This is a genomic window from Marivita geojedonensis (assembly GCF_002115805.1).
Lineage (GTDB): Bacteria > Pseudomonadota > Alphaproteobacteria > Rhodobacterales > Rhodobacteraceae > Marivita > Marivita geojedonensis.
This window is the reverse complement of the sequence record NZ_JFKC01000021.1, coordinates 26,999-52,939: the sequence shown is the minus strand read 5'-3', so window position 1 is coordinate 52,939 and position 25,941 is coordinate 26,999. Positions and strand designations below refer to the sequence as shown.

The 25,941-nt window shown below is 61.5% G+C and carries 21 protein-coding genes and 2 riboswitches; of the genes, 11 read left to right on the top strand and 10 right to left on the bottom strand.

Annotated elements, in window-relative coordinates; genetic code table 11:
• Positions 1-72 precede the first annotated feature (72 nt).
• Entirely contained in the window at positions 73-1,383 is a 1,311-nt protein-coding gene (locus MGEO_RS16705) for a capsule biosynthesis protein (RefSeq protein WP_085640447.1), read from the bottom strand.
• Between the two features lie 107 nt (positions 1,384-1,490).
• On the opposite strand from MGEO_RS16705, the gene MGEO_RS16700 reads away from it, so the two are divergent.
• Positions 1,491-2,075 carry a riboflavin synthase gene (locus MGEO_RS16700; protein ID WP_085640445.1) on the top strand — a complete coding sequence of 195 codons (585 nt, stop codon included), beginning with the start codon at positions 1,491-1,493 and terminating at the stop codon, positions 2,073-2,075.
• A gap of 31 nt (positions 2,076-2,106) precedes the next feature.
• Here MGEO_RS16700 and MGEO_RS16695 read toward each other — a convergent pair whose 3' ends face one another.
• Positions 2,107-3,291, bottom strand: coding sequence for an MFS transporter (locus tag MGEO_RS16695; protein WP_085640443.1), 1,185 nt, complete (start codon positions 3,289-3,291; stop codon positions 2,107-2,109).
• A 102-nt stretch (positions 3,292-3,393) separates the two neighbouring features.
• Here MGEO_RS16695 and MGEO_RS16690 point away from each other — a divergent pair, with 102 nt between their 5' ends.
• A complete protein-coding gene (locus MGEO_RS16690; protein ID WP_085640441.1) occupies positions 3,394-5,841 on the top strand; it encodes a ligase-associated DNA damage response DEXH box helicase in 2,448 nt (815 codons plus the stop codon).
• Positions 5,842-5,899: 58 nt separating this feature from the next.
• On the opposite strand, the gene MGEO_RS16685 is transcribed toward MGEO_RS16690, so the two are convergent.
• Both MGEO_RS16685 and glyA read right to left on the bottom strand, forming a co-directional pair.
• Positions 5,900-7,462: a 2-isopropylmalate synthase gene (locus MGEO_RS16685; protein ID WP_085640439.1), complete on the bottom strand. Its 1,563-nt coding sequence runs from the start codon at positions 7,460-7,462 to the stop codon at positions 5,900-5,902.
• Between the two features lie 316 nt (positions 7,463-7,778).
• On the bottom strand, positions 7,779-9,074 hold the full coding sequence (gene glyA / locus MGEO_RS16680) for a serine hydroxymethyltransferase (RefSeq protein WP_085640438.1): 1,296 nt from the start codon (positions 9,072-9,074) through the stop codon (positions 7,779-7,781).
• A gap of 170 nt (positions 9,075-9,244) precedes the next feature.
• Here glyA and MGEO_RS16675 point away from each other — a divergent pair, with 170 nt between their 5' ends.
• Positions 9,245-10,006 (top strand): NAD kinase, encoded by a 762-nt coding sequence (locus MGEO_RS16675; RefSeq protein WP_085640436.1) that lies wholly within the window; start codon positions 9,245-9,247, stop codon positions 10,004-10,006.
• An 84-nt stretch (positions 10,007-10,090) separates the two neighbouring features.
• Positions 10,091-10,903 (top strand): trypsin-like serine peptidase, encoded by an 813-nt coding sequence (locus tag MGEO_RS16670; RefSeq protein ID WP_085640434.1) that lies wholly within the window; start codon positions 10,091-10,093, stop codon positions 10,901-10,903.
• On the opposite strand, the gene MGEO_RS16665 is transcribed toward MGEO_RS16670, so the two are convergent.
• Positions 10,904-11,371 (bottom strand): Lrp/AsnC family transcriptional regulator, encoded by a 468-nt coding sequence (locus MGEO_RS16665; protein ID WP_085640432.1) that lies wholly within the window; start codon positions 11,369-11,371, stop codon positions 10,904-10,906.
• Positions 11,372-11,497: 126 nt separating this feature from the next.
• Between MGEO_RS16665 and hppD the strand changes: the two genes are divergently transcribed.
• The gene (gene hppD, locus MGEO_RS16660; protein ID WP_085640430.1) at positions 11,498-12,592 is read left to right on the top strand and encodes a 4-hydroxyphenylpyruvate dioxygenase; all 1,095 of its coding nucleotides are present in this window, start codon (positions 11,498-11,500) and stop codon (positions 12,590-12,592) included.
• Positions 12,593-12,609: 17 nt separating this feature from the next.
• Here hppD and MGEO_RS16655 read toward each other — a convergent pair whose 3' ends face one another.
• A complete protein-coding gene (locus tag MGEO_RS16655) occupies positions 12,610-14,271 on the bottom strand; it encodes an NAD+ synthase (protein ID WP_085640428.1) in 1,662 nt (553 codons plus the stop codon).
• Between the two features lie 155 nt (positions 14,272-14,426).
• Here MGEO_RS16655 and MGEO_RS16650 point away from each other — a divergent pair, with 155 nt between their 5' ends.
• Positions 14,427-15,824, top strand: coding sequence for an MORN repeat-containing protein (locus tag MGEO_RS16650; RefSeq protein ID WP_085640426.1), 1,398 nt, complete (start codon positions 14,427-14,429; stop codon positions 15,822-15,824).
• A gap of 48 nt (positions 15,825-15,872) precedes the next feature.
• Here the strand turns inward: MGEO_RS16650 and MGEO_RS16645 are convergent, their stop codons facing one another.
• On the bottom strand, positions 15,873-16,265 hold the full coding sequence (locus MGEO_RS16645) for a metallopeptidase family protein (protein WP_085640424.1): 393 nt from the start codon (positions 16,263-16,265) through the stop codon (positions 15,873-15,875).
• 42 nt (positions 16,266-16,307) lie between these two features.
• On the bottom strand, positions 16,308-17,219 hold the full coding sequence (locus tag MGEO_RS16640) for an MBL fold metallo-hydrolase (RefSeq protein ID WP_408607525.1): 912 nt from the start codon (positions 17,217-17,219) through the stop codon (positions 16,308-16,310).
• Between the two features lie 181 nt (positions 17,220-17,400).
• Between MGEO_RS16640 and gltX the strand changes: the two genes are divergently transcribed.
• Entirely contained in the window at positions 17,401-18,738 is a 1,338-nt protein-coding gene (gene gltX / locus MGEO_RS16635; protein ID WP_085640485.1) for a glutamate--tRNA ligase, read from the top strand.
• Here gltX and MGEO_RS16630 read toward each other — a convergent pair.
• Both MGEO_RS16630 and MGEO_RS16625 read right to left on the bottom strand, forming a co-directional pair.
• Positions 18,735-19,982 carry a DUF2254 domain-containing protein gene (locus tag MGEO_RS16630; protein WP_085640421.1) on the bottom strand — a complete coding sequence of 416 codons (1,248 nt, stop codon included), beginning with the start codon at positions 19,980-19,982 and terminating at the stop codon, positions 18,735-18,737. The genes gltX and MGEO_RS16630 overlap by 4 nt on opposite strands.
• Entirely contained in the window at positions 19,982-20,545 is a 564-nt protein-coding gene (locus MGEO_RS16625; RefSeq protein WP_085640419.1) for a gamma-glutamylcyclotransferase family protein, read from the bottom strand. The genes MGEO_RS16630 and MGEO_RS16625 overlap by 1 nt, the downstream gene beginning before the upstream one ends.
• A 92-nt stretch (positions 20,546-20,637) precedes the next feature.
• Between MGEO_RS16625 and MGEO_RS16620 the strand changes: the two genes are divergently transcribed.
• The 4 genes from MGEO_RS16620 to gcvP all read left to right on the top strand — a co-directional run bounded on the left by MGEO_RS16620 (position 20,638) and on the right by gcvP (position 25,869).
• Positions 20,638-21,108 (top strand): RrF2 family transcriptional regulator, encoded by a 471-nt coding sequence (locus MGEO_RS16620; protein WP_170102920.1) that lies wholly within the window; start codon positions 20,638-20,640, stop codon positions 21,106-21,108.
• 37 nt (positions 21,109-21,145) lie between these two features.
• Positions 21,146-21,232: riboswitch (glycine riboswitch) on the top strand.
• Positions 21,233-21,235: 3 nt separating this feature from the next.
• Positions 21,236-21,302: riboswitch (glycine riboswitch) on the top strand.
• 88 nt (positions 21,303-21,390) lie between these two features.
• The gene (gene gcvT / locus MGEO_RS16615; protein WP_085640415.1) at positions 21,391-22,515 is read left to right on the top strand and encodes a glycine cleavage system aminomethyltransferase GcvT; all 1,125 of its coding nucleotides are present in this window, start codon (positions 21,391-21,393) and stop codon (positions 22,513-22,515) included.
• A 19-nt stretch (positions 22,516-22,534) separates the two neighbouring features.
• Positions 22,535-22,894 (top strand): glycine cleavage system protein GcvH, encoded by a 360-nt coding sequence (gene gcvH, locus MGEO_RS16610; protein ID WP_085640413.1) that lies wholly within the window; start codon positions 22,535-22,537, stop codon positions 22,892-22,894.
• Positions 22,895-23,025: 131 nt separating this feature from the next.
• Positions 23,026-25,869: an aminomethyl-transferring glycine dehydrogenase gene (gene gcvP, locus MGEO_RS16605; RefSeq protein ID WP_085640411.1), complete on the top strand. Its 2,844-nt coding sequence runs from the start codon at positions 23,026-23,028 to the stop codon at positions 25,867-25,869.
• Positions 25,870-25,941: the final 72 nt, after the last annotated feature.

Genomic DNA, 25,941 nt, shown 5'->3' with positions numbered 1-25,941 from the left:
GTCTGCCTCGGTTTATATTTTGCTGGTAAACTACCGAAATCCGGTCTGTTTGGCCAGTACCACGGGTGGTGGCTAGCCGCGAACAAGGCGCAAGTGTTGCGGCTTGGTCTCTTGCGGTTGCAGGCGGTGATCGTAGGGATCTACCGGATCAAGCATCCGATCCACCACCTGCCGCAACAATTGAGCGCGGCCTCGGGACGAATAAAACCCACCTGGCAATTGGCTCGTTTCCAGCAGGAACTGGCGATAAATGGCATAGGCGTCGGGGTTGGGCGGTGTGGGTTCGGCAAAGAAATCGGAAAGAGGTTGGTGCGACACAAGGCTTGCCTTGTCGTAAACGCTTGTTCCAAAGGAGCGCACCGGCAACCCCCGCCATAATGCCTGATGGGCCGAGGTAGAATTGACCGTCACCGCAGAGCGCGCGGACGCGAGAAGATAGGCAAGCTTGCCGCCTTTGACGAAGAAGACCCTGTCGGACAGGCCATGCTGTTCGGCACTGGCTCTGATCGCAGCTTCAAGAGGTGCGCGGCCGTCTTCCAACGGATGCGCCTTGAACACCAGCCGGTGATGCGGCGGAGCGCCCCTCGCAAACTCCGAGATCACCATCTCAACGAAATCCGTCTGCGATTCAAATCCCGAGAAGGACCGGAAACTCGCGTCGTGCTCCAATTGCAGCAGGACCACGTGGAACGGCCAGCCACCTTTTCGAATGTGGCGTGTCGCGGCCCAGCGCTGAACCATGTGGCGTGGACGCCTGAGCAGGCGCAGCAGGTGCAGCCGGAATTCCTCGGCCACGGTCTGATCCCGGTGCGGCCGGTAGTGGGGAAATCCATGGTTTCGAAACAGAACATGCCAGTGATACAGCGCACCGTGAACCATGTGCATCCGAAGATCGCCCCACTGATCAGGCGGCAGGGCGGGCACATCTGCGGTCCGCGTCAGAGCCTGTTCCATCTGTGCCAGAGTGATCTGCATCAGCCGGGAATTCCCGTTGGACCCCTCGCGTTCATACGTAGCCCAGTAGGGTCGCAGGTAGCCTTCCTCAAAAACATGCACGGTCAATCCGGCTTTGCGCGCGATGGCTATGGCCTCGGCGTGGTGGCGGCGCGTGTCGCCATAGAGCACAATATCCGTGGCCTCTATGTCTTCGATCCAGGTCGCAAATTGTGCCGGCCAGTCCTCGATCCGATCGTGGAACACCAAGAGCGTATTACGGTCCTGCCAGCGTGACCCGTCGCCTGCGTTGAAAACCACGCGCCAGCATCGCGCGCCTGTCTGTTGCATGTGTTGTGCCAGTTCACTGAAGAACGGTCCGTGCGGGCCTTGCAGAAACAGGAACACCCGCCCCGAATTGGTGTCAGGCTTGCCCGTTGTGTTTGTCATAGCGGCGCAGTATCCCTCGGATTTGCGGAAGACTATCACAAGAGACGCATGTCTGAGAACGCAAATTCGCTGCATATGGTGTATGCGACGGCAATAAGGACTAAATAATGTTTACCGGCATCGTATCCGACATCGGAGACATCCGAGCTCTTGAAAGCAAGGGCGATCTGCGGGCCCGCATCGGCACTCATTACGACACCGACGACATCGACATCGGTGCCTCGATCGCCTGCAGCGGTGTCTGTCTGACGGTTGTGCAGCTTGGCCCCGACTGGTTCGATGTCGAGATCAGTGCCGAAACGCTGGACAAGACCAATATCGGCCAATGGGTCGAAGGTCAGAAGATCAACCTCGAACGTGCGCTCAAGGTCGGCGATGAACTGGGCGGACATATCGTGTCCGGCCATGTCGACGGGCTGGCCGAGATCGTCGAGATGCACCCCGAGGGCGACAGTGTCCGCTACACATTCGAGGCCCCGCGCGCCTTGGCGCGGTTCATCGCGCCGAAAGGGTCGGTGGCGCTTGATGGGACATCCCTGACAGTGAACGAGGTCGCAGACACCCGTTTCGGTGTGAACATCATTCCTCACACACAAGAGGTCACGACCTGGGGCGCATCCAAGGTGGGTGACAAGGTGAACCTCGAGATTGACACGCTGGCACGCTACGTTGCGCGGCTGGCAGAGATGTAGGGCTGACGAACGCGTTGACGCGTTCGGTGTTTCAGTCGACTGAAACACGCCCTTCCTCCATTGCCGCAACCGCTTTGCGACCCAACACCCACGTCACCAGAACACCGCCACCATAGGCGGTGATCAGGAACAGGAACGGCCCGAAGAGCGGTGCGCCCTGATAGAGCGCGATCAACAGCGGCGTCCCGCTCAGGTTCCCCAGATTCCCCATCTGTGCCAGAGCGCCATTCGCCAGCGCCCGCGAAGGTGCATCCGCGTTGATCTGTGGGACTACGGCAAAACCAGCGCTTTGCACCAGCGCCATGCTGGCGAAGAGCAATAGCACGGTGAGCGTGGTAAACCCGAAGAGCAGGATCAGAACAGCGACGCTTGCACAGAGCGCAAACCCCAACGTCACGACAGGTTGCGCCGGATGGCGCGACAGCACGGCAACACCAACCGTCAGTGCAACCCCAATCGAAACCAAAGGCGCGATTGCTGCCAGCCATGCCGGGGCAGCACCTCCGGTCAGCAGAGGCAGGGCAGTCAGAACCGAAACAAAGGTGAGTGTGTAGCAAAGCCACGCGAGCGCCGGCGTCGCGATCCCGGGCGTTGCATAGGCCGTCATGTGACGGCGCAGCACCGAGATGCGTGCCGCAGGAGCCGGGGTCATGACGGGACGCGGCAAAACCACGAGTACGGCAAGACAGGCCACCGCCATCCAAACGCCATGCGCACCGATCAGCAAAGACAGCCCGCCCTGAGCGATCACCCACGGAGCGATGACAGCGGTGAGCGCAAAGGCCACGCCGAAAAAAGTGCTCCACAGCGTCAGTGCAGCCGGTCGATAGCGATCCGGCACCGCCTCGGCGATCAGGGTGGGCGACGCAACGACGATCAAAAGATGCGACGCGCCCTCCAGCACCCGGCTCAGCATAAGCACGGGGAGGGTCGGCAGCATGGCCTGCCATAAAGACAGGGCTGCGCCCAAGGCCAATGCCGCCACCAGCGCTTTGCGGGCACCGATGCGGGACACCACGATCCCCGCAACCAGTCCGAGGATCAGACCCATGAGGCTGATGAGCGACACCGCCAGCCCGAGGATGGTCTCGCCCGACCCGGTATACACCTCGGTCAGGGCCACGAAACTCACCGCCAGTTTTGAGAACTGTCCGGCCGCGCCCAGGCCCGCCATGTAGAGCGTCAGCGTCAAAAGCAACGGATGGGGGGAGCGCATGCGGGAGCCTTTCAACACGTCCCGTACCTTCGGCGATAGCGCTCGCACCTGCAATGCGCGTTGCACGTTTTTCTTTGCCCTAGGGCGGCATATGTAGAGGGCATGACCGCTTTGCCCGCCTCTCTCCAATCCTGGTTCGACACCCGTGGATGGGCGATCCACCCGCACCAGCAGGACATGCTGAACCGGGCCTCCGACCCGTGTCTTTTGCTCATCGCGCCCACTGGGGGCGGCAAGACACTGGCGGGGTTTCTGCCGACACTGGTGGAACTGGCAAATGACCCTCGTGACGGACTGCACACGCTCTATGTGAGCCCGCTCAAGGCGCTGGCTGCCGACATCAAACGCAACCTGCGCACGCCCATCGACGAGGCGGATCTTCCGATCCGGGTCGAGGACCGGACGGGCGACACTTCGGCCCATGTCAAGAAACGCCAACGCGCCGACCCGCCTCATATCCTGCTGACCACACCGGAATCCCTTGCTCTGCTCACCAGCTACGAAGACGCGCCGCGCATGTTCAAAGGGGTGCAGCGGGTGGTGGTGGACGAGATCCACGCGCTGGCGGAAAGCAAGCGTGGCGATCAGTTGATGCTGGCGCTTGCACGATTGCAGGCGATGTGCCCCGACCTGCGCCGCGTCGGCCTCTCTGCCACGGTCGATGACCCTGCCGCCATCGCACGCCTGCTGGCCCGACACCCCGACGCCTGCGAGATCGTCGTTGCCGATCCGGGGCCGGAGCCCGACATCTCCATGCTGGTCACGGACGAAGCCCCACCGTGGTCCGGTGGCGGGGCGAAATATGCCATTCCGGCAGTGCTGGAGCAGGTGAAACAGCACAAGACCACGCTGATCTTCCACAACACCCGCGCGCAGGCCGAGATATTTTTTCACAACCTCTGGCTTGCCAACGAAGACGCGCTTCCCATCGGCATCCACCACGGGTCGCTCGACCGGCAGCAGCGCGAAAAAGTCGAAGCGGCGATGGTTCGGGGCGATCTGCGCGCCATCGTCTGCACGGGCAGCCTCGATCTGGGGATCGACTGGGGCGATGTGGATTTGGTGATCCAGATCGGCGCCCCCAAAAACGTGAAACGCCTCGTGCAGCGGATCGGGCGTGCTAATCACCGCTACAACGCGCCGTCCAAGGCACTGCTGGTGCCCGCCAACCGCTTTGAGGTGGTCGAATGCGTGGCCGCTTTGGAGGCGGTCAAAGCGCATGATCTTGACGGAGACTGGCGCGGGCGCGGGCCGCGCGACGTGCTCTGTCAGCACATACTGATCGCCGCCTGCTCTGGTCCGTTCGATGCCGACACTCTTTATGCCGAGATGACGAGTGCGGGCGCCTATGCGGATCTCAGCCGCGATGAGTTCGACTCCTGTCTGAATTTCTGCGCCACCGGCGGTTATGCCCTTCGCGCCTATGATCAATGGCAGCGGCTCAAGCAATTGCCCGACGGTCGCTGGCAGTTGCGCGATCCCCGATCCGCGGCGCGCATACGGCAGAACATCGGCACCATTCAGGACACCGACACGCTCAAGGTCAAATGGCGGGGGCGGGGGGGCGCGCCTCTGGGCGAGATCGAGGAAGGCTTTGCCGCCACGCTGACCAGGGGCGACACCTTCCTGATCGGCGGGCAGATTGTCCGCTATGAAGGGCTGCGGGAACTGACGGTCGAAGTCACCCGCGACCCCGGGCGCAAGCCCAAGATCGCCACCTTCATGGGCACGAAATTCGCCACCTCAACCCAGTTGTCGAACCGCATTCTGCGCATTTTTCAACAGGACGATTGGCCGGAATTGCCGCGCCACACAAGCGACTGGCTGCACATCCAGCGCCGGGTCAGTCGATTGCCCGAACCGGGGCGGCTGCTGATCGAAAGCTTCCCGCATGACGGGCGGGAGCAACTGGTGGCCTATGGATTTGCCGGGCGCAATGCGATGCAGACACTGGGCCTCCTGCTGACCAAGCGGATGGAGGAAGAGGGGCTTGCGCCCATGGGCTTTGTCGCCACCGATTACGCCGTTCTTATCTGGGGGCTCGATGCAGTGATCGACCCAGCGCCGCTCTTCGATCTGCCGGCGTTGGAGGCCGGCCTGGACGGCTGGCTTGCCGGCAATGCCGTGATGAAGCGTACCTTCCGGGCCTCAGCCACCATCGCCGGCCTGATCGAACGCAACCTTGGAGGCCAGCGCAAGACCGGGCGTCAGGCGACCATGTCTTCCGACATTCTCTATGACACGCTGCTGAAATACGACCCCGACCACCTGCTGATGCAGATCACCCGCGAAGAGGCGATGCGTGGCTTGGTTGATTTCGCCCGTATCCGCGAGATGGCGGAACGGGTGGGGGATCGGATTGACCTGATGCGCCTTGATCGGGTCACGCCGCTTGCTGCGCCTCTCTTCCTTGAACCGGGACGTGTGCCGGTGCGGGGGCAAGCCGATGAACGGTTGCTGGAGCAAGAGATCACCCGCCTTATGGAAACCAGCGGTCTGGCGCAGGTCGAGGCGCAGCCGAGCAAGCCAAAATGGCGGGTGCCGTATTGAGAACGGTGCGTGCAAGCACGGCACCCTACGTAGGGTGTGTGCTTGCACGCACCGGGGCTTAGGTCACATCCCGATACGAGATTTCCTTGACGTCCTTGCCGGTCTTGCCGCGCCGCACGATCAACCGGTTGAGCGCGTGGATATAGGCTTTGGCCGAGGCGACCACCGTGTCGGTATCCGCAGACTGCCCAGTGGCAATCATGCCGTCTTCTTCCAACCGAACACTCACTGTCGCCTGCGCATCGGTTCCCTCGGTCACGGCATGCACCTGATAGAGCTGCAAGCGTGCCTTGTTGGGGTGCAACATGCGGATCGCCTTGAAGGTCGCATCCACCGGTCCGTCGCCTTCGCTGACGGCGGATTTGTCCTCGCCGTTGATCTCCATCTCGAGCGTCGCCTCCGCCGGTCCACCGGTGCCGCAGACCACCTTGAGGTTCACAAGCTGCAGCGCATCGTCGCCTTCGGTCGTTGCCGTCACCAGCGCGAGGATGTCGTCGTCGAACACCTCTTTCTTGCGGTCGGCCAGATCCTTGAAGCGGACAAAGATGTCCTTGAGCTGGTTGTCCCCCACCTCGACGCCCAACTCCTTGAGTTTGGCGCGCAACGCGGCCCGACCCGAGTGTTTGCCCAAGGGCAGGGAGGTACCGGCAATACCGACATCCTCGGGCCGCATGATCTCGAACGTCTCGGCGTTCTTGAGCATCCCGTCCTGGTGAATACCGCTTTCGTGCGCAAAGGCGTTCTTGCCGACGATCGCTTTGTTGAACTGCACCGGGAAGCCCGACACGGTCGCCACACGACGCGAGATGTGCATGATCTTCTTGGTGTCGATGCCGGTGGTGTAAGGCATGATATCGCCGCGCACCTTGAGCGCCATCACCACCTCTTCCAATGCAGTGTTGCCCGCGCGTTCGCCCAGACCGTTTATGGTACACTCGATCTGCCGTGCACCGCCCGCGACAGCGGCCAAGGCATTGGCTGTCGCCATGCCAAGGTCGTTGTGGCAATGGGTGGCGAACACAACGTCATCGGCCCCTGGAACGGTTTCGATCAACCGGCGGATCAGGTCGGCGCTTTCCACCGGCGCTGTATAACCCACAGTGTCGGGAATGTTGATCGTGGTCGCACCGGATTTGATCGCGATCTCGACAACACGGCAGAGGTAATCCCATTCCGTGCGCGTTGCATCCATCGGCGACCATTGCACGTTGTCACACAGGTTCCGCGCATGGGTCACGGTCTGTTCGATCCGCTCGGCCATCTCGTCCTGCGTGAGGTTCGGAATCGCGCGGTGCAGCGGCGAAGTGCCAATAAACGTGTGGATGCGCGGCTGTTTGGCGTGGCGCACGGCTTCCCAGCAGCGGTCGATATCCGGCAATTGCGCCCGCGCGAGGCCGCAGATCACAGCATCCTTGGAGCGCTGCGCGATCTCGCTCACCGCACGGAAATCGCCTTCGGAGGCAATCGGGAACCCGGCTTCGATGATGTCGACACCCATGTCATCGAGCAGCTCGGCAATCTCGAGCTTTTCGTCATGGGTCATGGTGGCCCCCGGCGATTGCTCCCCGTCGCGCAAGGTGGTGTCGAAGATGACCACGCGGTCTTTGTCAGTCTGTGTCATTGTCTTGATCTTTCTGTCTTGTCCAAACCCGTCGGCGCGTCACGGTCATCCTCTGAGCGGTCGCGCCGGTTGGGCCGCGCTCAGAGGCGGATTAGGAGAAGACGGGTGGCCAGCGCAAGAGGCGCGCAGGAGCGCGTGCGGATTGCGGTATGGGCCAAACGTGTCATGGCGGCGACTATACGCGCCGAATTCCAAATGAAAAGTGCGTTTGGTCAAAAAAAGACGCCCGTCACTTGGGCGTCTTTCATTCTCACAGGGTGCGATGCGTTTCCGTTGACGGAAACGTCACGATGCGTCGACGCATCGTGCGCTCGGGTCAAAGGTTCGGATAGATCGGGAATCGGGCGCAGAGCTCGGCCACTTCGGCGCGAACCTTGTCCTCGACAGCACTGTTGCCGTCCTCACCATTGGCTGCCAGCCCATCGACCACTTCGATGATCCAGTCCGCGATCTGGCGGAACTCGGCCTCCATGAACCCGCGAGTCGTGCCCGCGGGCGAACCCAAGCGAATACCCGAGGTGATGGTCGGCTTTTCCGGATCGAACGGCACACCGTTCTTGTTGCAGGTGATATGCGCGCGACCCAGCGCCTTTTCCGTGGCGTTGCCCTTCACGCCTTTCGGGCGCAGGTCGACCAGCACCACGTGGGTGTCGGTGCCGTGGGTCACGGTGTCCAGACCACCCTTGATCAGCTGATCCGACAGCGCCTGCGCGTTGCGGATGACATTCTGCTGGTAGGTCTTGAACTCGGGGCGCAGTGCCTCGCCAAAGGCCACGGCCTTCGCAGCGATTACGTGCATCAGCGGGCCGCCCTGAATGCCCGGGAAGATGGCCGAGTTGAACTTCTTTGCCAGCGCCTCGTCATTCGTCAGGATCATCCCGCCACGCGGGCCGCGCAGGGTCTTGTGCGTGGTGGTTGTCGCGACATGCGCATGCGGGAAGGGCGAGGGGTGTTCGCCCGCTGCGACCAGACCGGCAAAGTGCGCCATGTCCACATGCAGGTACGCGCCCACCGAATCCGCAATCTCGCGCATCTTGGCAAAATCGATCTGGCGCGGGATGGCCGAACCACCGGCGATGATCAGCTTCGGCTTGTGCTCGTTGGCAAGCTCCTGAACCTGATCATAGTCCAGCGTGTTGTCCTGCTTGCGCACGCCGTACTGGATGGCGTTGAACCACTTGCCCGACTGGTTCGGCGCCGCGCCGTGGGTCAGGTGACCACCGGCATCGAGGCTCATGCCGAGGATCGTGTCGCCCGGTTTCAAAAGCGCTGTAAAGACGCCCTGATTGGCTTGCGAGCCGGAGTTCGGCTGCACGTTTGCAAACCCGCAGTTGAAGAGTTGGCACGCCCGCTCGATGGCGAGGTTCTCGGCCACGTCGACAAACTGGCAGCCGCCATAGTACCGACGACCCGGATAGCCTTCGGCATATTTGTTGGTCATCACCGAGCCCTGCGCTTCCATCACAGCGCGGCTGACGATGTTCTCGGAAGCGATCAGTTCGATCTCGTCGCGCTGGCGGCCCAGCTCGTCGGTAATCGACTTGAACAGGTCCGGGTCGCTGTCGGCCAGCGAACTGGTGAAGAAACCGGTGTCACGGTGCGGGGCGTTCATGGGCAGGGCCTCCTTGAAGCGGGTCAAACTTTGGCGGTTACGTATAGGAGTCGGGCCAAAAGGCAAAGACGGGAAAGCGACCAGACGCAACAAAGCTGCGCCATGGCTGGCGCAAGCGTGGCGATTGTGATTGTTTCGGAGCCAGACGACCCCGATAGGAACATCTTTCCATGTCACTGCGCATCGCTTTTGCGGCCAGTCCCGCGCCGATAGCCCAAGCCGCCAAGGCAGGTCTGACCCGCCGTTATGGCGATCACGCCGAGGACGGCGCGGATGTGATCGTGGCTTTGGGCGGGGACGGGTTCATGCTCTCCACGCTGCATCGTACGCAGGATCTGGCCGCGCCGGTCTATGGAATGAACCGGGGGACCGTCGGCTTCCTGATGAACGAATACTCCGAGCACGGGCTGGAAGAGCGGTTGGAGCAGGCGCAGGAAGAGGTGATCAACCCGCTGTCGATGCTGGCCACCACGCAGGATGGTCAGTCCCACCGCGCTTTGGCGATCAACGAGGTCTCGCTTCTGCGGGCAGGACCGCAGGCGGCGCGCCTCCGGATCAGCGTCGATGGCAAGGTGCGGATGTCGGAGCTGGTCTGCGACGGCGCATTGGTGGCCACGCCCGCAGGCTCCACTGCCTACAACTATTCTGCACACGGTCCGATCCTGCCCATCGGATCTGACGTGCTGGCGCTCACCGCGATGGCCGCATTCCGCCCCCGGCGGTGGCGCGGGGCTCTCCTGCCCAAGACGGCCGAAGTCACCTTCGAAGTGCTCGATCCCGACAAACGCCCCGTCATGGCCGAGGCCGACGCCCGTGCCGTGCGCAATGTGGTGCAGGTCGATATCAAGTCGGAACCGTCCATCGCCCACCGGGTCCTGTTTGATCCGGGACACGGGCTTGAAGAACGGCTTATCCGCGAGCAGTTCGTCTGAGCCCGGATTGCCGCAAAGCCGCCCATCTTGTGCCTTCTCGGCGGGTTAATCTGACCGCCCGGTTCGACAAGAGGGTGGTCTTACATGCGGCGGTACTTCGGTCTTCTTTTTCTGGCTTTGATCGGCCTTCCCCTGTCCGCACTGGCACAGGAGCGCGACCGTCTGGATCACCGGGGCGAGGTTCTGGGCTGGGAAGGTGTCGGGCGGCTGGATACCACCATGGGCACCTGTACCGGGACGCTTATCGCGCGCGATCTGGTTCTCACAGCGGCTCACTGTGTTGTCGACACCGACACGAGGCAGGTGCTGTCCAAAGACGCGATGCGCTTTCGCGCCGGTCTCGCACATGACTTCACCGCTGCCGTCCGGGGCGTCAGCCGGATCGTACTGTCCGAAGGGTATCTCGGGTCCTTCGATGTTTCCCTGACCGAACAGGTGCGCACCGATATTGCGCTCCTGCGCCTCGACAGCCCGATTTTCAGCACCGAAGCCGAACCTTTCCGCATTCACGACCGCGCTCTGGACGACAGCTCGGTGATCCTTGTGTCCTATGGGCGCGGCCGCAATACGTCGCTTCAGCGCGAGTCCGGATGTCGGCACAAGCAGACCTATCGCGGCGGGCTGATGACCTTTGACTGTGACGTGACCTTCGGATCGTCCGGCGCGCCGGTCTTTGTCAACGATCAGGGGCGGCTGCGCATCGTGTCAGTGGTGTCGATGATGTCCACCGCATCCAACGCCGAGAAAGAGGCGATCGGGATGTCGCTGCCCGCTGCTGTCAGCGCCATGATGCGCGACATGCGCAACGACGCGGCCCGCGCGCCTGTGAGTGCCGGGGCACGGCGCGTGACTGTGGGCGAGCGCGCTGGTGGTGCGCGGTTCATCAAGGTGGATTGATCAACGCGGCAAAGGCAACGCAGTGTCGTCCTTGACCTGATCCATTACGATCTGGCTGTGCACCCGTCCGATGGACTCGTGCGGCAAGAGCACCTCCTGCACCAACCGATTCAGCGCCGCCAGATCCGTGCAGTAGACCCGGAAAATGTAATCCGCCTCGCCGGTCAGCGTCCACGCGGCAACGATCTCGGGGGTCGTGGCGACCAGCCGTTTGATCGACTGATGGGTACCATTGGTCTGGGCGCGTGTCTCGACCTGGATGAAGGCCTGCACATTCAGGCCGAGCCGATCCGGGTTCAGCCGACACGGTGTGCCTAGAATATACCCCTCGGCCTCCAACCGCTGCCGCCGACGGCTGATCTGGGAGGCGGACATGCCAAGGTCATCTGCCAAGTCCTGAGCAGAGATCTGGCCGTTCTTCTGGAGGCGGGCGAGCAGCTTGATATCCTTGGGGTCGAGCGTAGACATGCGGGAGATGTGCATCTTTTCAAGTAAACATGCAAGGATCACGCATATATTGGTGGAAAACCATCCAACTATGAGCACACCCCGCAGGGTGCCGGACGTATCTTCTTCACAAACAAGGAGGATGCCATGGGTCCGTTTCCGCACGATGCACCAAAAGCGAAGATCACCAATGACAACCCCGCCGGGACCGACGGGTTCGAATTCGTCGAATTCGCCCATCCCGATCCGGATGCTCTGCGCGAGCTATTCACCAAGATGGGGTACACCCACACGGCCACGCACAAGACCAAGCAGATTGAGCTGTGGCAGCAGGGGGACATCACCTACATCCTGAACAACGAACCCGGCAGCCACGCGATGCGCTTTGTCGAAGAGCACGGCCCCTGCGCGCCGTCCATGGGCTGGCGTGTTGTTGATGCGAAACACGCCTATGACCGCGCGGTGATGCTGGGGGCCACGCCCTATGACGGCGACGACAAGGCGATGGACGTGCCTGCGATTGTCGGCATTGGTGGCTCCCTGATCTACTTCATCGACCAATATTACGGTCAGAACCCCTACAACGACGAATTCAATTGGGTCTCAACCGCCAATCCCGAAGGTGTGGGCTTCCACTACCTCGATCACCTCACCCATAATGTCCACAAGGGCAACATGGACACGTGGTTCAGGTTCTACGGCAAGATCTTCGGCTTCAAGGAAATCCGGTTCTTCGACATCGAAGGCAAGTATACCGGTCTGCTGAGCCGCGCGCTGACCTCGCCCTGCGGGCGCATCCGTATCCCGATCAATGAGGACCGGGGCGAGACCGGGCAGATCGTCGAATACCTCAAGCGCTACAAGGGCGAAGGCATCCAGCACATCGCGGTTGGCGCGCGCGACATCTATGACGCGGTGGACGAGATCGCGGAACGGGGCCTCAGGTTCATGCCCGCGCCGCCGGATGCCTACTATGACCTCAGCAAAGAACGGGTTGTGGGCCATGAAGAGCCGCTCGACCGGATGAAGAAACACGGCATCCTGATCGATGGCGAAGGTGTGGTCGGCGGCGGTGAAACGCGCATCCTGCTTCAGATCTTCTCGAAGACCGTGATCGGGCCGATCTTCTTCGAATTCATCCAGCGCAAGGGCGATGACGGATTTGGAGAAGGCAACTTCAAAGCCCTGTTCGAGAGCATCGAAGCCGACCAGATCGAACGCGGTGTACTGAAGGCAAGCTGACCTGTGCGGCGCGGCCCCTAGCTTGGGTCGCGCCAGCGGTTCACGATGGGATAACGCCGATCCAGCCAGAACGCGCGTTTCGACAGGCGCGCGCCGGGGGCGGACTGGAATCGCTTGTATTCGCTGATGTAAAGCAGGTGTTCGATCTTCTTGGCATCGGCGCGGTCATACCCGGCGGCAACGCAATCGGCGATGGACCCGTCTTCGTCGACGAGGATCTCCAAGATACCGTCCAGCACCGGATAATCAGGCAGGGAGTCGCTGTCTTTCTGATCCTCGCGCAGTTCTGCCGAGGGAGGCTTGGTGATGATCGCCTCAGGGATTACAGCGCCCTCCGGTCCCATCATCCAGCCGCGGTGGTTCGCATTGCGCCAACGGCAGCAGTCGAACACGCGGGTCTTGTACATGTCCTTGATCGGATTGTAGCCGCCCGCCATGTCGCCATAGATCGTGGCATAACCGACCGCGACTTCGGACTTGTTGCCGGTGGTCAGAAGCATCTCGCCGAACTTGTTCGACAGCGCCATCAGCAGCAACCCGCGGATGCGGGACTGGATGTTTTCTTCGGTCAGATCCGGCTGTGTGCCTTCGAAGAGCGGGGCCAGGGTTTCGGTCACGGCTTCACGGGTTTTACCAATTGGTAAAAAATCGTACCGGCAGCCAAGGTTCTCTGCCACCGCCTTGGCATCGTCCAGCGATCCCTGCGAGGTGTATTCCGACGGCAGCATCACGCAGCGCACATTTTCTGCGCCCAACGCATCGACCGCAATGGTCGCCACGATGGCCGAGTCGATCCCGCCGGACAGACCCAGCAGCACCTTCTTGAAACCGGTCTTTGCCATGTAGTCCCGCAGCGCGGTGACCATGACGCGGTAATCCTGTTCCATCGCATCGGGATGCGTGGTGAAATCCCCGTTCAAAGCGTGCCAGCCGTCATCCCCGCGTTCCAGATCGACATGGCTGATCACCTCGTCGAAAATCGGAAGCTGCACAGCAGGAACACCGCCGCGATTGAGCACAAACGACCCACCGTCAAACACCTGATCGTCCTGACCACCGACCATGTTGAGGTAGATGAGCGGCAATCCGCTTTCGACAACACGGGCGACCATGTGGTTCAGGCGGGTCTCGAACTTGTCGCGGAAATAGGGCGATCCGTTGGGAACGAGGATGAACTCGGCGCCACTTTCCTCAAGGGCTTCGACCACATCCGGATACCAAGCATCTTCGCAGATCGGCATCCCGATGCGCACGCCATTGACCGCCACCGGACCTTGCATCCGGTCGCGCGAGAACAGGCGGACTTCGTCGAAGACGTTGAAGTTCGGCAGGAAATACTTGTGTACGACCGAAGCGATCTTGCCGCCTTGAAGCACGAAATAGCTGTTGTGCAGTTTGAGGTCTTCGCCCACAGACGGACCGCCTATAGAGAGTGCGGGTCCATCTGCGCAGGCTTCGGCAAGAGCCGCCAGTTCCGCCTGCGCAGCAGCCACAAAAGCAGGCTTCACGATCAGGTCCTGGGCCTGATACCCGGTGATGAACATCTCGGGCAGGGCGACAAGATCGGCACCTGCAGCCTTGCCCTCTTCCCATGCGGCGCGGGCCTTGGCAGCATTGCCTGCAAGGTCGCCCACGGTGGGGTTCAACTGCGCCAGAGTGATGCGAAACCGGTCCGACATGGGGCGGTCCTTCTTTTCCCGATATCGCGGGTGACATAGCAGAACCCCGCGCGAGGGAAAGTCACTTGTGGGATAAGTCATTGTCTGACCCCGCCCCGTCGCATAGGTTTCGGGGACAGGGACATGGCAACGAACATGCGTGGGACACCAAAGAAATGAGACCGGGCAGCATAGTCATTCTGGGAGCAGCCGTCGCGTTGGCCGTCACACAGGGCGCGCAGGCACAGGATGGTGAGGTTCAGACCAAACAATACGATGACGGGGGTGTCTACGAGGGCACCTTCCTGAACGGGCTGCAGCACGGCACTGGCACCTATCGTCTTCCAAACGGCTATGAATACACCGGCGACTGGGTTGAAGGTGAAATCCGAGGCGATGGCGTTGCGCGCTTTCCCAACGGGTCGGTGTACGAAGGCCAGTTCGCCAAGGGCAAGCCCGAGGGGATCGGAAAGATCGTCTTTGCGGACGGCTCGACCTATGAGGGCTCCTGGCTCGATGGCAAGATCACCGGTCAGGGTGTGGCGCTTTATGCCAATGGCGTGCGCTACGAAGGGTCGTTCCGCAACGCGCTGCACCACGGGCGCGGCACGATGCAAAGCCCCGGTGGCTACGTCTATGAAGGCGACTGGGTCAACGGCGTCAAGGAAGGCAATGGGACGATCACCTATCCGGATGGCTCGGTTTACGAAGGTCGTGTCGCAGACGGAGAACGTGAAGGGCAGGGCACGCTCACAATGCCGGATGGGCTTGTCTATGAAGGCATGTGGAAAGACGGGCAGATCGATGGAATCGGCAAGCTGACCCAGTCCAATCGCGATGTCTACGAAGGCCAGCTTGTGGCCGGCCGCCGCGATGGGCCCGGCAAGGTGATCTATGCCAACGGCGACGTGTATGAAGGCGATTTCAAGGATGATCTGCGCCACGGTCAGGGCACCTTTGTCGGCACCGATGGTTATCGTTATGAAGGCGCGTGGGTGGCGGGACAGATCGAAGGCATCGGAAAGGTGACGTACCCCGATGGATCTGTTTATGAAGGACAGTTCCGGGGCGATCTGGCGAACGGAGAGGGCAAGATCACCTATCCTGACGGGTCGATCTACGAAGGTGCGTGGGTCGATGGCGTGATCGACGGACGCGGTCGGGCGGTTTACGCCAACGGTCTGGTTTACGAAGGTGAGTTCAAGAACGCCCGAAACCACGGCGTTGGTACGATGACCTATCCCGACGGTTACAAATACGAGGGCGAATGGCAGAACGGCCAGCGCCATGGTCAGGGGACGGCGACATATACCGACGGCACCGTGTATGTTGGCCAGTTCGCCGAGGGCCAGAGACATGGGCAGGGGACCATCACCATGGCCGACGGGTTCAGCTATACCGGTGAATGGCGCAATGGTGAGATCAGCGGTCAGGGCACCGCGACCTACGCGAATGGCGATGTCTATGAGGGCATGTTCCTTGACGGCAAACGTCAGGGGACCGGGACGATGCGGTATGCCTCGGGCGAGGAGGCCACGGGCGAATGGGTCAACGGGGCCTTGACGGACGGCTGAACCCCAAGTTTGCAAACCCGGTACGCGGTTTTGCAAAAAGCGCTGGGGTTATTCCCACCATGGGTCAATTTCTGCGATTTCATCATCGGTCCAGCCGAAATGGTGCGCGATTTCATGCACGACGATATGGGTCACCAGATCCTGTAATGTGACCGATTTCCGCTCGCGCCATTCGGCAAGGATCGGTTCTGCATAGAGCCAGACCTGATCGGGAAAGGGCGACGGATCGCCTGCGGATTTCTCGGTGAGGGGAATGCCGTCATAGAGACCGGTTAGTTCCAAGGGATCGTCGATCTCGAGCTCGTCCAAAATGTCCTGCGGCGGCACGTCGGTGACCTGAAGAAGAATATCCCGACACAGGTCACGAAACGGCAAAGGCAGCCCGTTCAGGGCTGCCTCGGCATAGCGTGTGATGTCGTCGATATCGTCTTGCGCGGTCATGCGCGTATCAGCACCGCGCTGGGCGACCGCGTCAAGACGGGATCAGAGCAGCAGCTGGTAGCTGTGCGGCACGTAGTGGAAGCCGTCACCGCGCGTTTCGACATAGCCCACACCCGGGAAGGGCATGTGGTAGCCGATGAACGGAACGGCGTCGCTGGCCAGCATGCCCAGCACTTTGCGGCGCGATGCGGCTGCGGCGGCTTTGTCCATGTCGAAGCGGACTTCCCAGTCAGGATGCGCCAGCGACCAGACATAGTGGTTGGTCAGGTCCGCGAGGATCAGCAGTTGCTGGTCATCGCTGTCGAGCATGTAGGTCATGTGACCCGGTGTGTGCCCGAACGCAGCCATTGCCGTGATGCCGGAGGTGACGCTGTCTCCGTCGCCAAGGAACGACATCTTTTCCGCGAGCGGTTTCACGTTGTTCGCAAAGCCCTCGTTGTCGGTGCCGGACCAGTGGTCGAATTCCGCTTGACCGGTGATGTAGGCGGCGTTGCCGAAGGTTTCGGCGCCATCGGTCATCAGACCGCCGATGTGGTCGCCGTGCATGTGGGTCAGAACCACATGCGTCACCGCGTCAGCGGAATAGCCCGCCATCTCGACCGCCTGTGCGGTAGCCGCACCATTGAGGCCGGTGTCGAACAGGATCAGCTCGGACCCTGTGTTGACCAGGGTCGGCGTGAAGAAGAATTGCGCCTTGTCGACAGGAATGCGCGCTTCAGCGGAAGCGGCCGCGAATTCTTCGGCACTGACATTCATGCCGAAAATGCCCTGCGGTTCTTCGACGGTGCGGCTTCCGACGAGCATGGTTGTGACTTCGAAGTTCCCGACGCCGAAGCGGCTGACGCGCGGGATTTGCGGGCCCTGCATGTGGCCGGCGGCGCTTGCCTTGGTTGCTCCCAGGCTGGCGGCCATCGGGATGGCGGCGGCCCCTGCAAGCATTGCGCGACGTGACATGGAAAATTCAGACATTGTGGTCTCACTCCTTTACAATGATAGGGAGAGTAGTCTCGAATTGCGTCCGGACGTGTCCGATCACGCATTCGTGATCAGGCATAGGCGCCTGATCCTGGTGCGCAGCTTTCTGGACAAACGCATCACGGTATGGGAAAGCGCGGGCCAACAGGAGACCCGTCCCATGACAACCACCCGTTTCGCGCCGTCGCCCACCGGATACATCCACGTCGGCAACCTGCGCACCGCCTTGTTCAACTACCTGATCGCCCGCAAATCCGGCGGCACATTCATTCTGCGCATCGACGACACTGATCCTGAGCGGTCTAAGGAAGAATATGTCGATGCGCTCAAGCAGGATCTTGAGTGGCTTGGCCTGACCTGGGACCGGGTGGAGCGTCAGTCAGAGCGGCTGGACCGGTATCACGCGGCGGCGGACACGCTGCGCGACATGGGGCGGTTTTACGAGGCGTTCGAGACGCCGACTGAACTGGATCTGAAGCGCAAGAAGCAGCTGAACATGGGCAAACCGCCGGTCTATGACCGCGCTGCGCTTGCGTTGTCGGAGGATGAGAAAGCCAAGCTGCGCGCCGAGCGGGGCGATGGCGTCTGGCGGTTCAAGCTCGATCAGGAGCGGATCGAGTGGACCGATGGAATCCTTGGCGATATCTCGATCGATGCGGCAAGTGTCAGCGATCCGGTCCTGATCCGCGCGGATGGGCAGATCCTCTATACGCTGGCCTCGGTCGTGGACGACACGGAAATGGGCGTGACGCATGTCGTGCGCGGCTCGGACCACGTGACCAACACGGCAACGCAGATCCAGATCATCCGCGCGCTGGGTGGGACAGTACCGTCCTTCGCCCACCATTCGCTGCTGACCGGCCCGCAGGGGGAATCGCTGTCCAAGCGTCTGGGCACGCTGGCGCTGCGCGATCTGCGCGAACAGGGTGTGGAACCGGAGGCGCTCTTGAGCCTGATGGCGCGGCTCGGTTCGTCCCAGCCGGTGGAATTGCGGATGTCGCTGGACGAGATCGCGGAGGGGTTCGATCTGAGCCAGTTCGGCTTGGCCCCCACCAAGTTCGATTTCGAAGACCTGTTCCCGTTGACTGCACGCAAGCTGCATGGGTTGGACATCGCGGCCGTGCAGGCCGACCTCGACGCGTTGGGTGTGCCCGCAGACAAGGCCGAGGCGTTCTGGACCGTGGCCCGCGAAAACATCACCACCCGGCAGGATATCGCCAAGTGGTGGGACCTGTGTGCCAATGGTGCAGAACCGCTGGTTGCGGATGAGGATGCGGAGTTCATTGCCGAAGCGATGGCGCTGCTGCCCGAAGGGCCGCTTGGCCCGGATGCCTGGAGCACCTGGACCACGGCTGTCAAAGAGGCGACGGGCCGCAAGGGAAAGGGCCTTTTCATGCCGCTGCGCAAGGCGCTGACGGGTCAGGAGCGGGGGCCGGAAATGGCCGATCTTCTGCCGCTCCTGCAGACCATCCCGGCGCGGAAGCTGGCGAAAGCCTAAACTTCTTTCGCCTTCTGATGCAGAGCTTTGACTGCGTCGGGGTCGTCGATCCGCCGATCGATGATCCCCAGCGTGGCGTCGCGGGTTCTTTCGGCAGCTTTGGCAAGGTCTGACCAGTCGCTCTTGCTGAGCCGGTTCGCGGCCTTGAGCATCTGGGCCATGACATCGAACCTGTTGCCGCCGTCCTGCATGAGGCTGGCAAAGCCATCATGCAGCAGGTCATCTGCCGAAACAGTTCCGATAATCACCCGGGCGAACTGTGTTTCGGTGTCGCGATCCTCGGCCGTCATACCCTGGCCCAGATCCCACAGAATACGTTCGATGCGGTGAATTACATCGATGGCGGTACCGGGATCGTTCACGCCCGGTGACAGAGCGCGGGAGGCAACTTCGGAGAGGATCACCAGACCGAAGCGCGCATCCTGTTCGACCGTACGTTCATCGCCGAGTTTGAAGTTTTCGAGCAATGCATCGGTGTCGCAGTCTCCATCTACAAAAGCCAAAGGCGTGTCCTTGAGCACCCAGCTACCGGGTGGCGTGTAGACCCAGAGCGTGGCGTTCTGCTTTTCCAGTTGGTCGTTCAGTTCGGACAGGCTGATGAATTGCACAAAGCCGCTACGAGGTGAGCGCAGTGGCGTTGCCTCATCCGGCGCGCGGGGCGCGTCACTTGCAGCGCGTGCGCCAAGATTGGGTTTGTGTGCCAGCCTTTCGAGCGGTGGTCGGGCGGCCTGTTCCACCATCGTCAGGGTGTGATGAAGGCTCCCCAATTGGCTCAGATGCGCAATCCAGCGCAGGATCGCGACCACGATCATGACGATACAGACAAGCGTCATAGCAAAGACGATGACAGCAGCGGAGTCGCCGTAGTATCCCGCCCGGAACATCACGATTGCTGCCAGAGAGAACAGGAAGGCCCCGACAAAGACAGACATCACGTTGAGTGTGGTCATGTCCTGCATCAGGAGCCGGTACACCCGAGGGGTGGCCTGACCCGCGGCTGACCGGAAGGCCTGGACCATGATACCGAGTGAAAAGGTCGTCACCGCGAGCATGGATGACGCAAGGATGTTGAGGATCGGCAGGACCGCATCCCGAGAGAAGCGCTCTGCGAGGGACGCGGGCAGAGAGCGGTCCAGTAGCGGCGCGATCAGCGCAACAAGAAGAGCGGCGGCACCGAAGGCCGAAATACGGATGCCGGGGCGCCGCCAGAGCCGCTTCAACCAGAGCCAGATCCGCTCGCGCATCAGGCAAACACCCGCGCACGGGCAGACAGCAGCATGTCGTCGACAAAAGTTTGCTCCGAAGCGGTAAGTTGCTGCGCGCGTGGGTAGATGGGTGAGTCCCGGTCGTTGCGGATGGGTGTGTCCCAACCCTCTGTCGTTTCGATGAACCGCACCGCACCGGTTTCACCGTACTCCCGCAGATAGCCCTGCAAAACCGCATCGACGTAGCTGAGAAGGATCGGGTTGTCCCGGTCGGGAGGGGCCGCGTCCTGTGGAGGGATCGCGTAAATCGAGATGTCCCGCACGTCACGCGCATCATGGGCCACAGCGTCGGTTACACTGATGCGCGCATAGGAGAATTCGCGGGCGTCGAGTGCCACCCAGTCATCATTGGGAACCGGGGCAATGACGCCCTCGATCTCGGCCCCGGTTTCGGCGACGACCGACAGGAATGCGGCAGGCCGGTTCGGCGCACGCTGCCAGACACGCCGCCAGCCCGTGATCCGCGAGACATGGATCGGCGTGAAATCGTGGGTCCTGCGATTGACCAGAGATCCGTAGCCAAAGAAGTGCGGATGTTTCACGGGGCTATGTGCTCACGAGCGGTTGATGTATATCAAAGACAACTTTGCATGAACCGGTAGGTTTGGCCAACCGATCTGAAAGGATGACTGCCTTGCGTGTCACCAAAAGAACCAACATCGCGATGCGCGTCCTCATGTTCTGTGCTGCCAATACCGGGCGGCTTGTGACCAAATCGGAAATTGCCGAACGCTGCAACGCATCGGAAAACCATCTGGCACAGGTGATCAACCAACTGGCGCAGCTTGGGTTCCTGCACACGCAGCGGGGTCGCAACGGCGGGTTGTCTCTGGGACGCCCGGCCGAGGACATCCGGATCGGTGACGTGTTTCGCGTGCTCGAAGCACCAGTGCCACTGGCCGAGTGTTTCGCCGATGTGGACAACACCTGCCCGCTGACCGAAGCGTGCCGCCTGCGCACGGCACTGACCGACGCCGTCGAGGCGTTCTATCAGTCGCTCGATCCGATCACGCTTGATGCCTTGGTCTGCACAAATGCCGATTTGCTGGACATTCTGAATCCTGAACGCGCCTGCACAGCACGCGAGGCCGCGCTTGCAGTTTGACACTTGAGGCGTGTCCGGATTCGGTCTACCACTGCATGCATCTACGATGGGAGAACCGGTTCATCCGGTGCCGAAGGAGCAACCGCCCCCGGAAACTCTCAGGCCGAAGGACCGTCGTGGACATAGACTCTGGAGAGATTTCGGGCCTGACCCGGAACGCCGAAGGGATAACGATCTCAGGCGAAAGGACAGAGGGGGCATAGGACGAACGTGCTTTGGCGCGGTTTGGAATATGCCGGATGCCGCTTACCCCGCACCCGGTCACAGACGAAGGGATGCCGCGTGAGCGATTTGAAACGCACACCGCTATACGATCTGCATGTCAGCCTCGGCGCCAAGATGGTGCCGTTTGCGGGCTATGAGATGCCCGTGCAATATGGGCTCGGCGTGATGAAGGAACACCTGCATTGCCGTGCCGCTGCCGGGCTGTTCGACGTGAGCCACATGGGCCAGGTCATTCTGCGGTCCGAAGACCCGGAGGTCGCCAAGGCCGCGCTGGAGACGTTGATTCCACAGGATGTGCTGGGACTGGCCGAGAACCGGCAGCGATACGGGTTCTTCACCAATGATGCAGGCGGGATCGAGGACGATCTGATGTTCGCCAACCGGGGCGATCACCTGTTTTTTGTCGTCAACGCTGCCTGCAAGGACGCAGACGTTGCCCGGATGCGCGCGGCGCTGGAACCTGATGTAACGGTCAAGTTGTTAGAGAACCGCGCGCTGCTGGCGCTGCAGGGGCCCAAGGCTGAGGCCGTGCTGGCAGAGCACCACCCGATGGTGGCCGAGATGCGGTTCATGGACGTGGCCACCGTTCCAATCGCGGGCGCGGAATGTTGGGTGTCGCGGTCGGGCTACACCGGCGAAGACGGATATGAGATATCCGTGCCTGTTGCTTCCGCAACAGATTTGGCGAAAGCCCTGCTCGCGCACGAGGATGTGGAGGCCATCGGGCTTGGCGCGCGGGATTCGCTGCGGCTTGAGGCCGGGCTGTGCCTTTACGGGCATGACATCGACGCCACCACTTCGCCTGTTGAAGGCGGGTTGACCTGGGGCATGCAGAAGGTGCGCCGCGCCGGTGGCGACCGCGCAGGCGGGTTCCCGGGGGCCGACCGTATCATGCGCGAGTTGACCGAAGGCGTTTCGCGCAAGCGTGTCGGCCTGTCGCCGGAAGGACGTGCGCCGATGCGGGAAGGCACCCCGCTTTTCGCCAGTGCTGACGGCGACACGCAGATCGGAACCGTCACGTCGGGCGGGTTTGGTCCGACAGTCGGAGCGCCGGTGGCGATGGGCTATGTCGATGCGGCCCATGCCGAAAACGGCACCGCGCTTTTTGGCGAAGTTCGGGGCAAACGTCTGCCGGTTTCTGTTGCTAAGCTGCCCTTCGTGGCGGCAGGATTCAAACGATAATCACACCAAGAGGGACCACATGAAATTCACCGAAGAACATGAATGGCTGCGCGTCGAAGGCGACGAAGTGGTTGTTGGCATCACCGCACATGCCGCTGAACAATTGGGCGATGTGGTGTTCATCGAACTGCCCGATGAAGGCCAGACGGTCAGCAAGGATGACGAGATCGTGGTGATCGAGTCGGTCAAGGCCGCGTCGGATATCCTCGCGCCGCTGGACGGTGAGATCACCGAAGTGAACGAGGCGCTGGTCGAGGAACCCGGCAAGGTCAACGACGACCCCGAGGGCGATGCATGGTTCTTCAAGATGAAGATCGAGGACATGTCGGCGCTGGACGACATGATGGATGAAGCCGCGTACAAGGACTACATCGGCTGATTTTGCCGGGCAGGTCCTGAGACCTGCCCGACCCTTGCCCGACGGCGTGCCCGGTGGCCCCGTTGCGTGGCTTATTTTTGATGAGAAGAAGCAGGGGACGGGGCGCCGTTCCGAACCGCAAGGAGAGCGATATGGGTTACGATGCCATAGACTATCTGCCGTATGATTTTGCCAACCGGCGTCACATTGGCCCGTCGCCTGCCGAGATGGCCGATATGCTGACGACGGTCGGCGTGTCCAAGCTCGACGAGCTGATCTCGCAGACGGTGCCGGAGAGCATCCGTCAGGACAAACCGCTGGATTTCGGCAAGGCGCTGTCTGAGCGGGAACTGCTTTACCACATGCGGGAAACCGCATCGCAGAACGAGGTTCTGACCTCGCTGATCGGTATGGGTTATCACGGCACGGTCACGCCGCCCGCGATCCAGCGCAATATCTTTGAAAACCCGGCATGGTACACGGCGTACACACCCTATCAGCCGGAAATATCGCAGGGTCGTCTTGAGGCGCTGTTGAACTATCAGACCATGGTCAGCGATCTGACCGGGCTCGAGATTGCAAACGCGTCGCTGTTGGATGAAGCCACCGCCTGTGCCGAGGCAATGACGATGGCGCAGCGGGTGGCGAAGTCGAAGGCCAAGGCGTTCTTTGTGGATGAGAACTGCCATCCGCAGAACATTTCGGTCATGAAGACGCGCGCCCAGCCGCTGGGGATCGAGATCATCATTGGCGATGTTGCTGACTTGGACCCCGAGGCGGTATTCGGGGCGATCTTCCAGTATCCGGGCACCTACGGGCATCTGCGTGATTTCACCGATGACATCGCGCGGTTGCATGAGGCCAAGGCGATTGCCATCATGTCTGCCGATCCGATGGCGCTTTGCCTGCTGAAAGAGCCCGGTGCGATGGGGGCGGATATCGCGGTCGGATCGACCCAGCGTTTCGGCATTCCGCTGGGGTATGGTGGCCCGCACGCGGCCTATATGGCTACCAAGGACGAGTACAAACGCGCGATGCCGGGGCGGATCGTCGGGATTTCCATCGACAGCCATGGCAACAAGGCATATCGCCTCGCGCTGCAGACGCGCGAGCAGCACATCCGTCGGGAAAAGGCGACGTCGAATGTCTGCACGGCGCAGGCGCTTCTGGCAGTGATGGCGGGGTTTTACGCGGTGTTCCACGGGCCCAAAGGGTTGCGCGCGATTGCGCAGCGCATCCATCGCAAGACGGTGCGTCTGGCCAAGGGGCTGGAAGCGGCGGGTTTCAAGGTGGAACCCAAGGCGTATTTCGACACGATCACCGTGGATGTGGGTCTCTTGCAGCGCGGCGTGTTGCAGGCGGCCGTACGAGAGGGCCTGAACCTTCGCGCCGTAGGCAAGACCAAGATCGGCATCACGCTGGACGAGAAATCGCGCCCGGCGACGATCGAGGCGGTCTGGCGCGCCTTCGGTCTGCTCAAGAACGACGATGATCTGACACCGGAATACCGCTTGCCGGAGGCGCTTATTCGCACGTCCGAGTATCTGCAGCACGACGTGTTCCACATGAACCGGGCCGAAACCGAGATGATGCGTTACATGCGCCGTCTGGCGGACCGTGATCTGGCGCTGGACCGCGCGATGATCCCGCTTGGGTCGTGCACGATGAAGCTCAACTCCGCAGCGGAAATGATGCCGGTGAGCTGGCGCGAATTTGCGGATATTCACCCCTATGTGCCAGACGATCAGGTGCGCGGCTATCACAACCTGATCGCCGATCTGAACGCCAAGCTGTGCACGATCACCGGCTATGATGCGATTTCCATGCAACCTAATTCCGGTGCGCAGGGGGAGTATGCGGGGCTCTTGTCCATCGCGGGCTATCACCGGGCAAATGGGCAGGGGCATCGCAACATCTGCCTCATCCCGGTGAACGCGCATGGCACCAACCCTGCCTCGGCTCAGATGGTGGGTTGGAAAGTGGTGCCGGTGAAGTGTGACGAAAACGGCTCCATCGACCTTGATGATTTCCGCGCCAAGGCCGAACAGCATTCCGAGAACCTTGCCGGGACGATGATCACCTACCCATCGACCCACGGCGTGTTCGAAGGAACGGTCAAGGATGTCTGCGCGATCACGCATGAGCATGGCGGGCAGGTCTATATCGACGGGGCCAATATGAACGCGATGGTGGGACTGTCGCGGCCGGGTGATCTGGGCGGCGATGTGAGCCACCTCAACCTGCATAAGACCTTCTGCATTCCGCATGGCGGCGGCGGGCCGGGCATGGGGCCGATTGGCGTCAAGGCGCATCTGATCCCGCATCTGCCGGGGCATCCGGTGTCGGGCGAGGGCGCGGTCAGTGCGGCTCCTTTCGGCTCGCCGTCACTGCTGCCGATCTCTTGGGCGTATTGCCTGATGATGGGCGGTGAGGGGCTGACACAGGCGACGCGGGTGGCGATCCTCAATGCGAACTATATCGCAACGCGGCTCGAAGGGGCTTTTGACGTGCTGTATCGCGGTGAAAAGGGCCGCGTGGCGCATGAGTGCATTCTGGACGTGCGGCCATTCGAGAAATCGGCAGGCGTCACGGTCGAGGATATCGCCAAGCGCCTGATCGATGCCGGGTTCCACGCGCCGACGATGAGCTGGCCAGTGGCGGGGACGCTGATGGTCGAACCGACAGAGTCGGAGACCAAGGCCGAGCTTGACCGTTTCTGCGATGCGATGCTGGCGATCCGCGAAGAGATCCGCGCAATCGAAGCAGGGGACATGGATCGCGAGGTGAACCCGCTCAAGCTGGCGCCGCATACGATGGAAGACCTCGTCCGCGACTGGGATCGGCCCTACAGCCGTGAACAGGGGTGCTTTCCGCCGGGCGCGTTCCGGGTCGACAAATATTGGCCGCCGGTCAACCGGGTCGATAACGCCTATGGCGACCGCCATCTGGTCTGCACCTGCCCGCCGATGGAGGACTACGCCGAGGCGGCGGAATAACGGGCCACTCACACCGTACGAAATTGGATCAGGCCGGACCCGGTGTCCGGCCTGATTAAAATGTGATTGGTG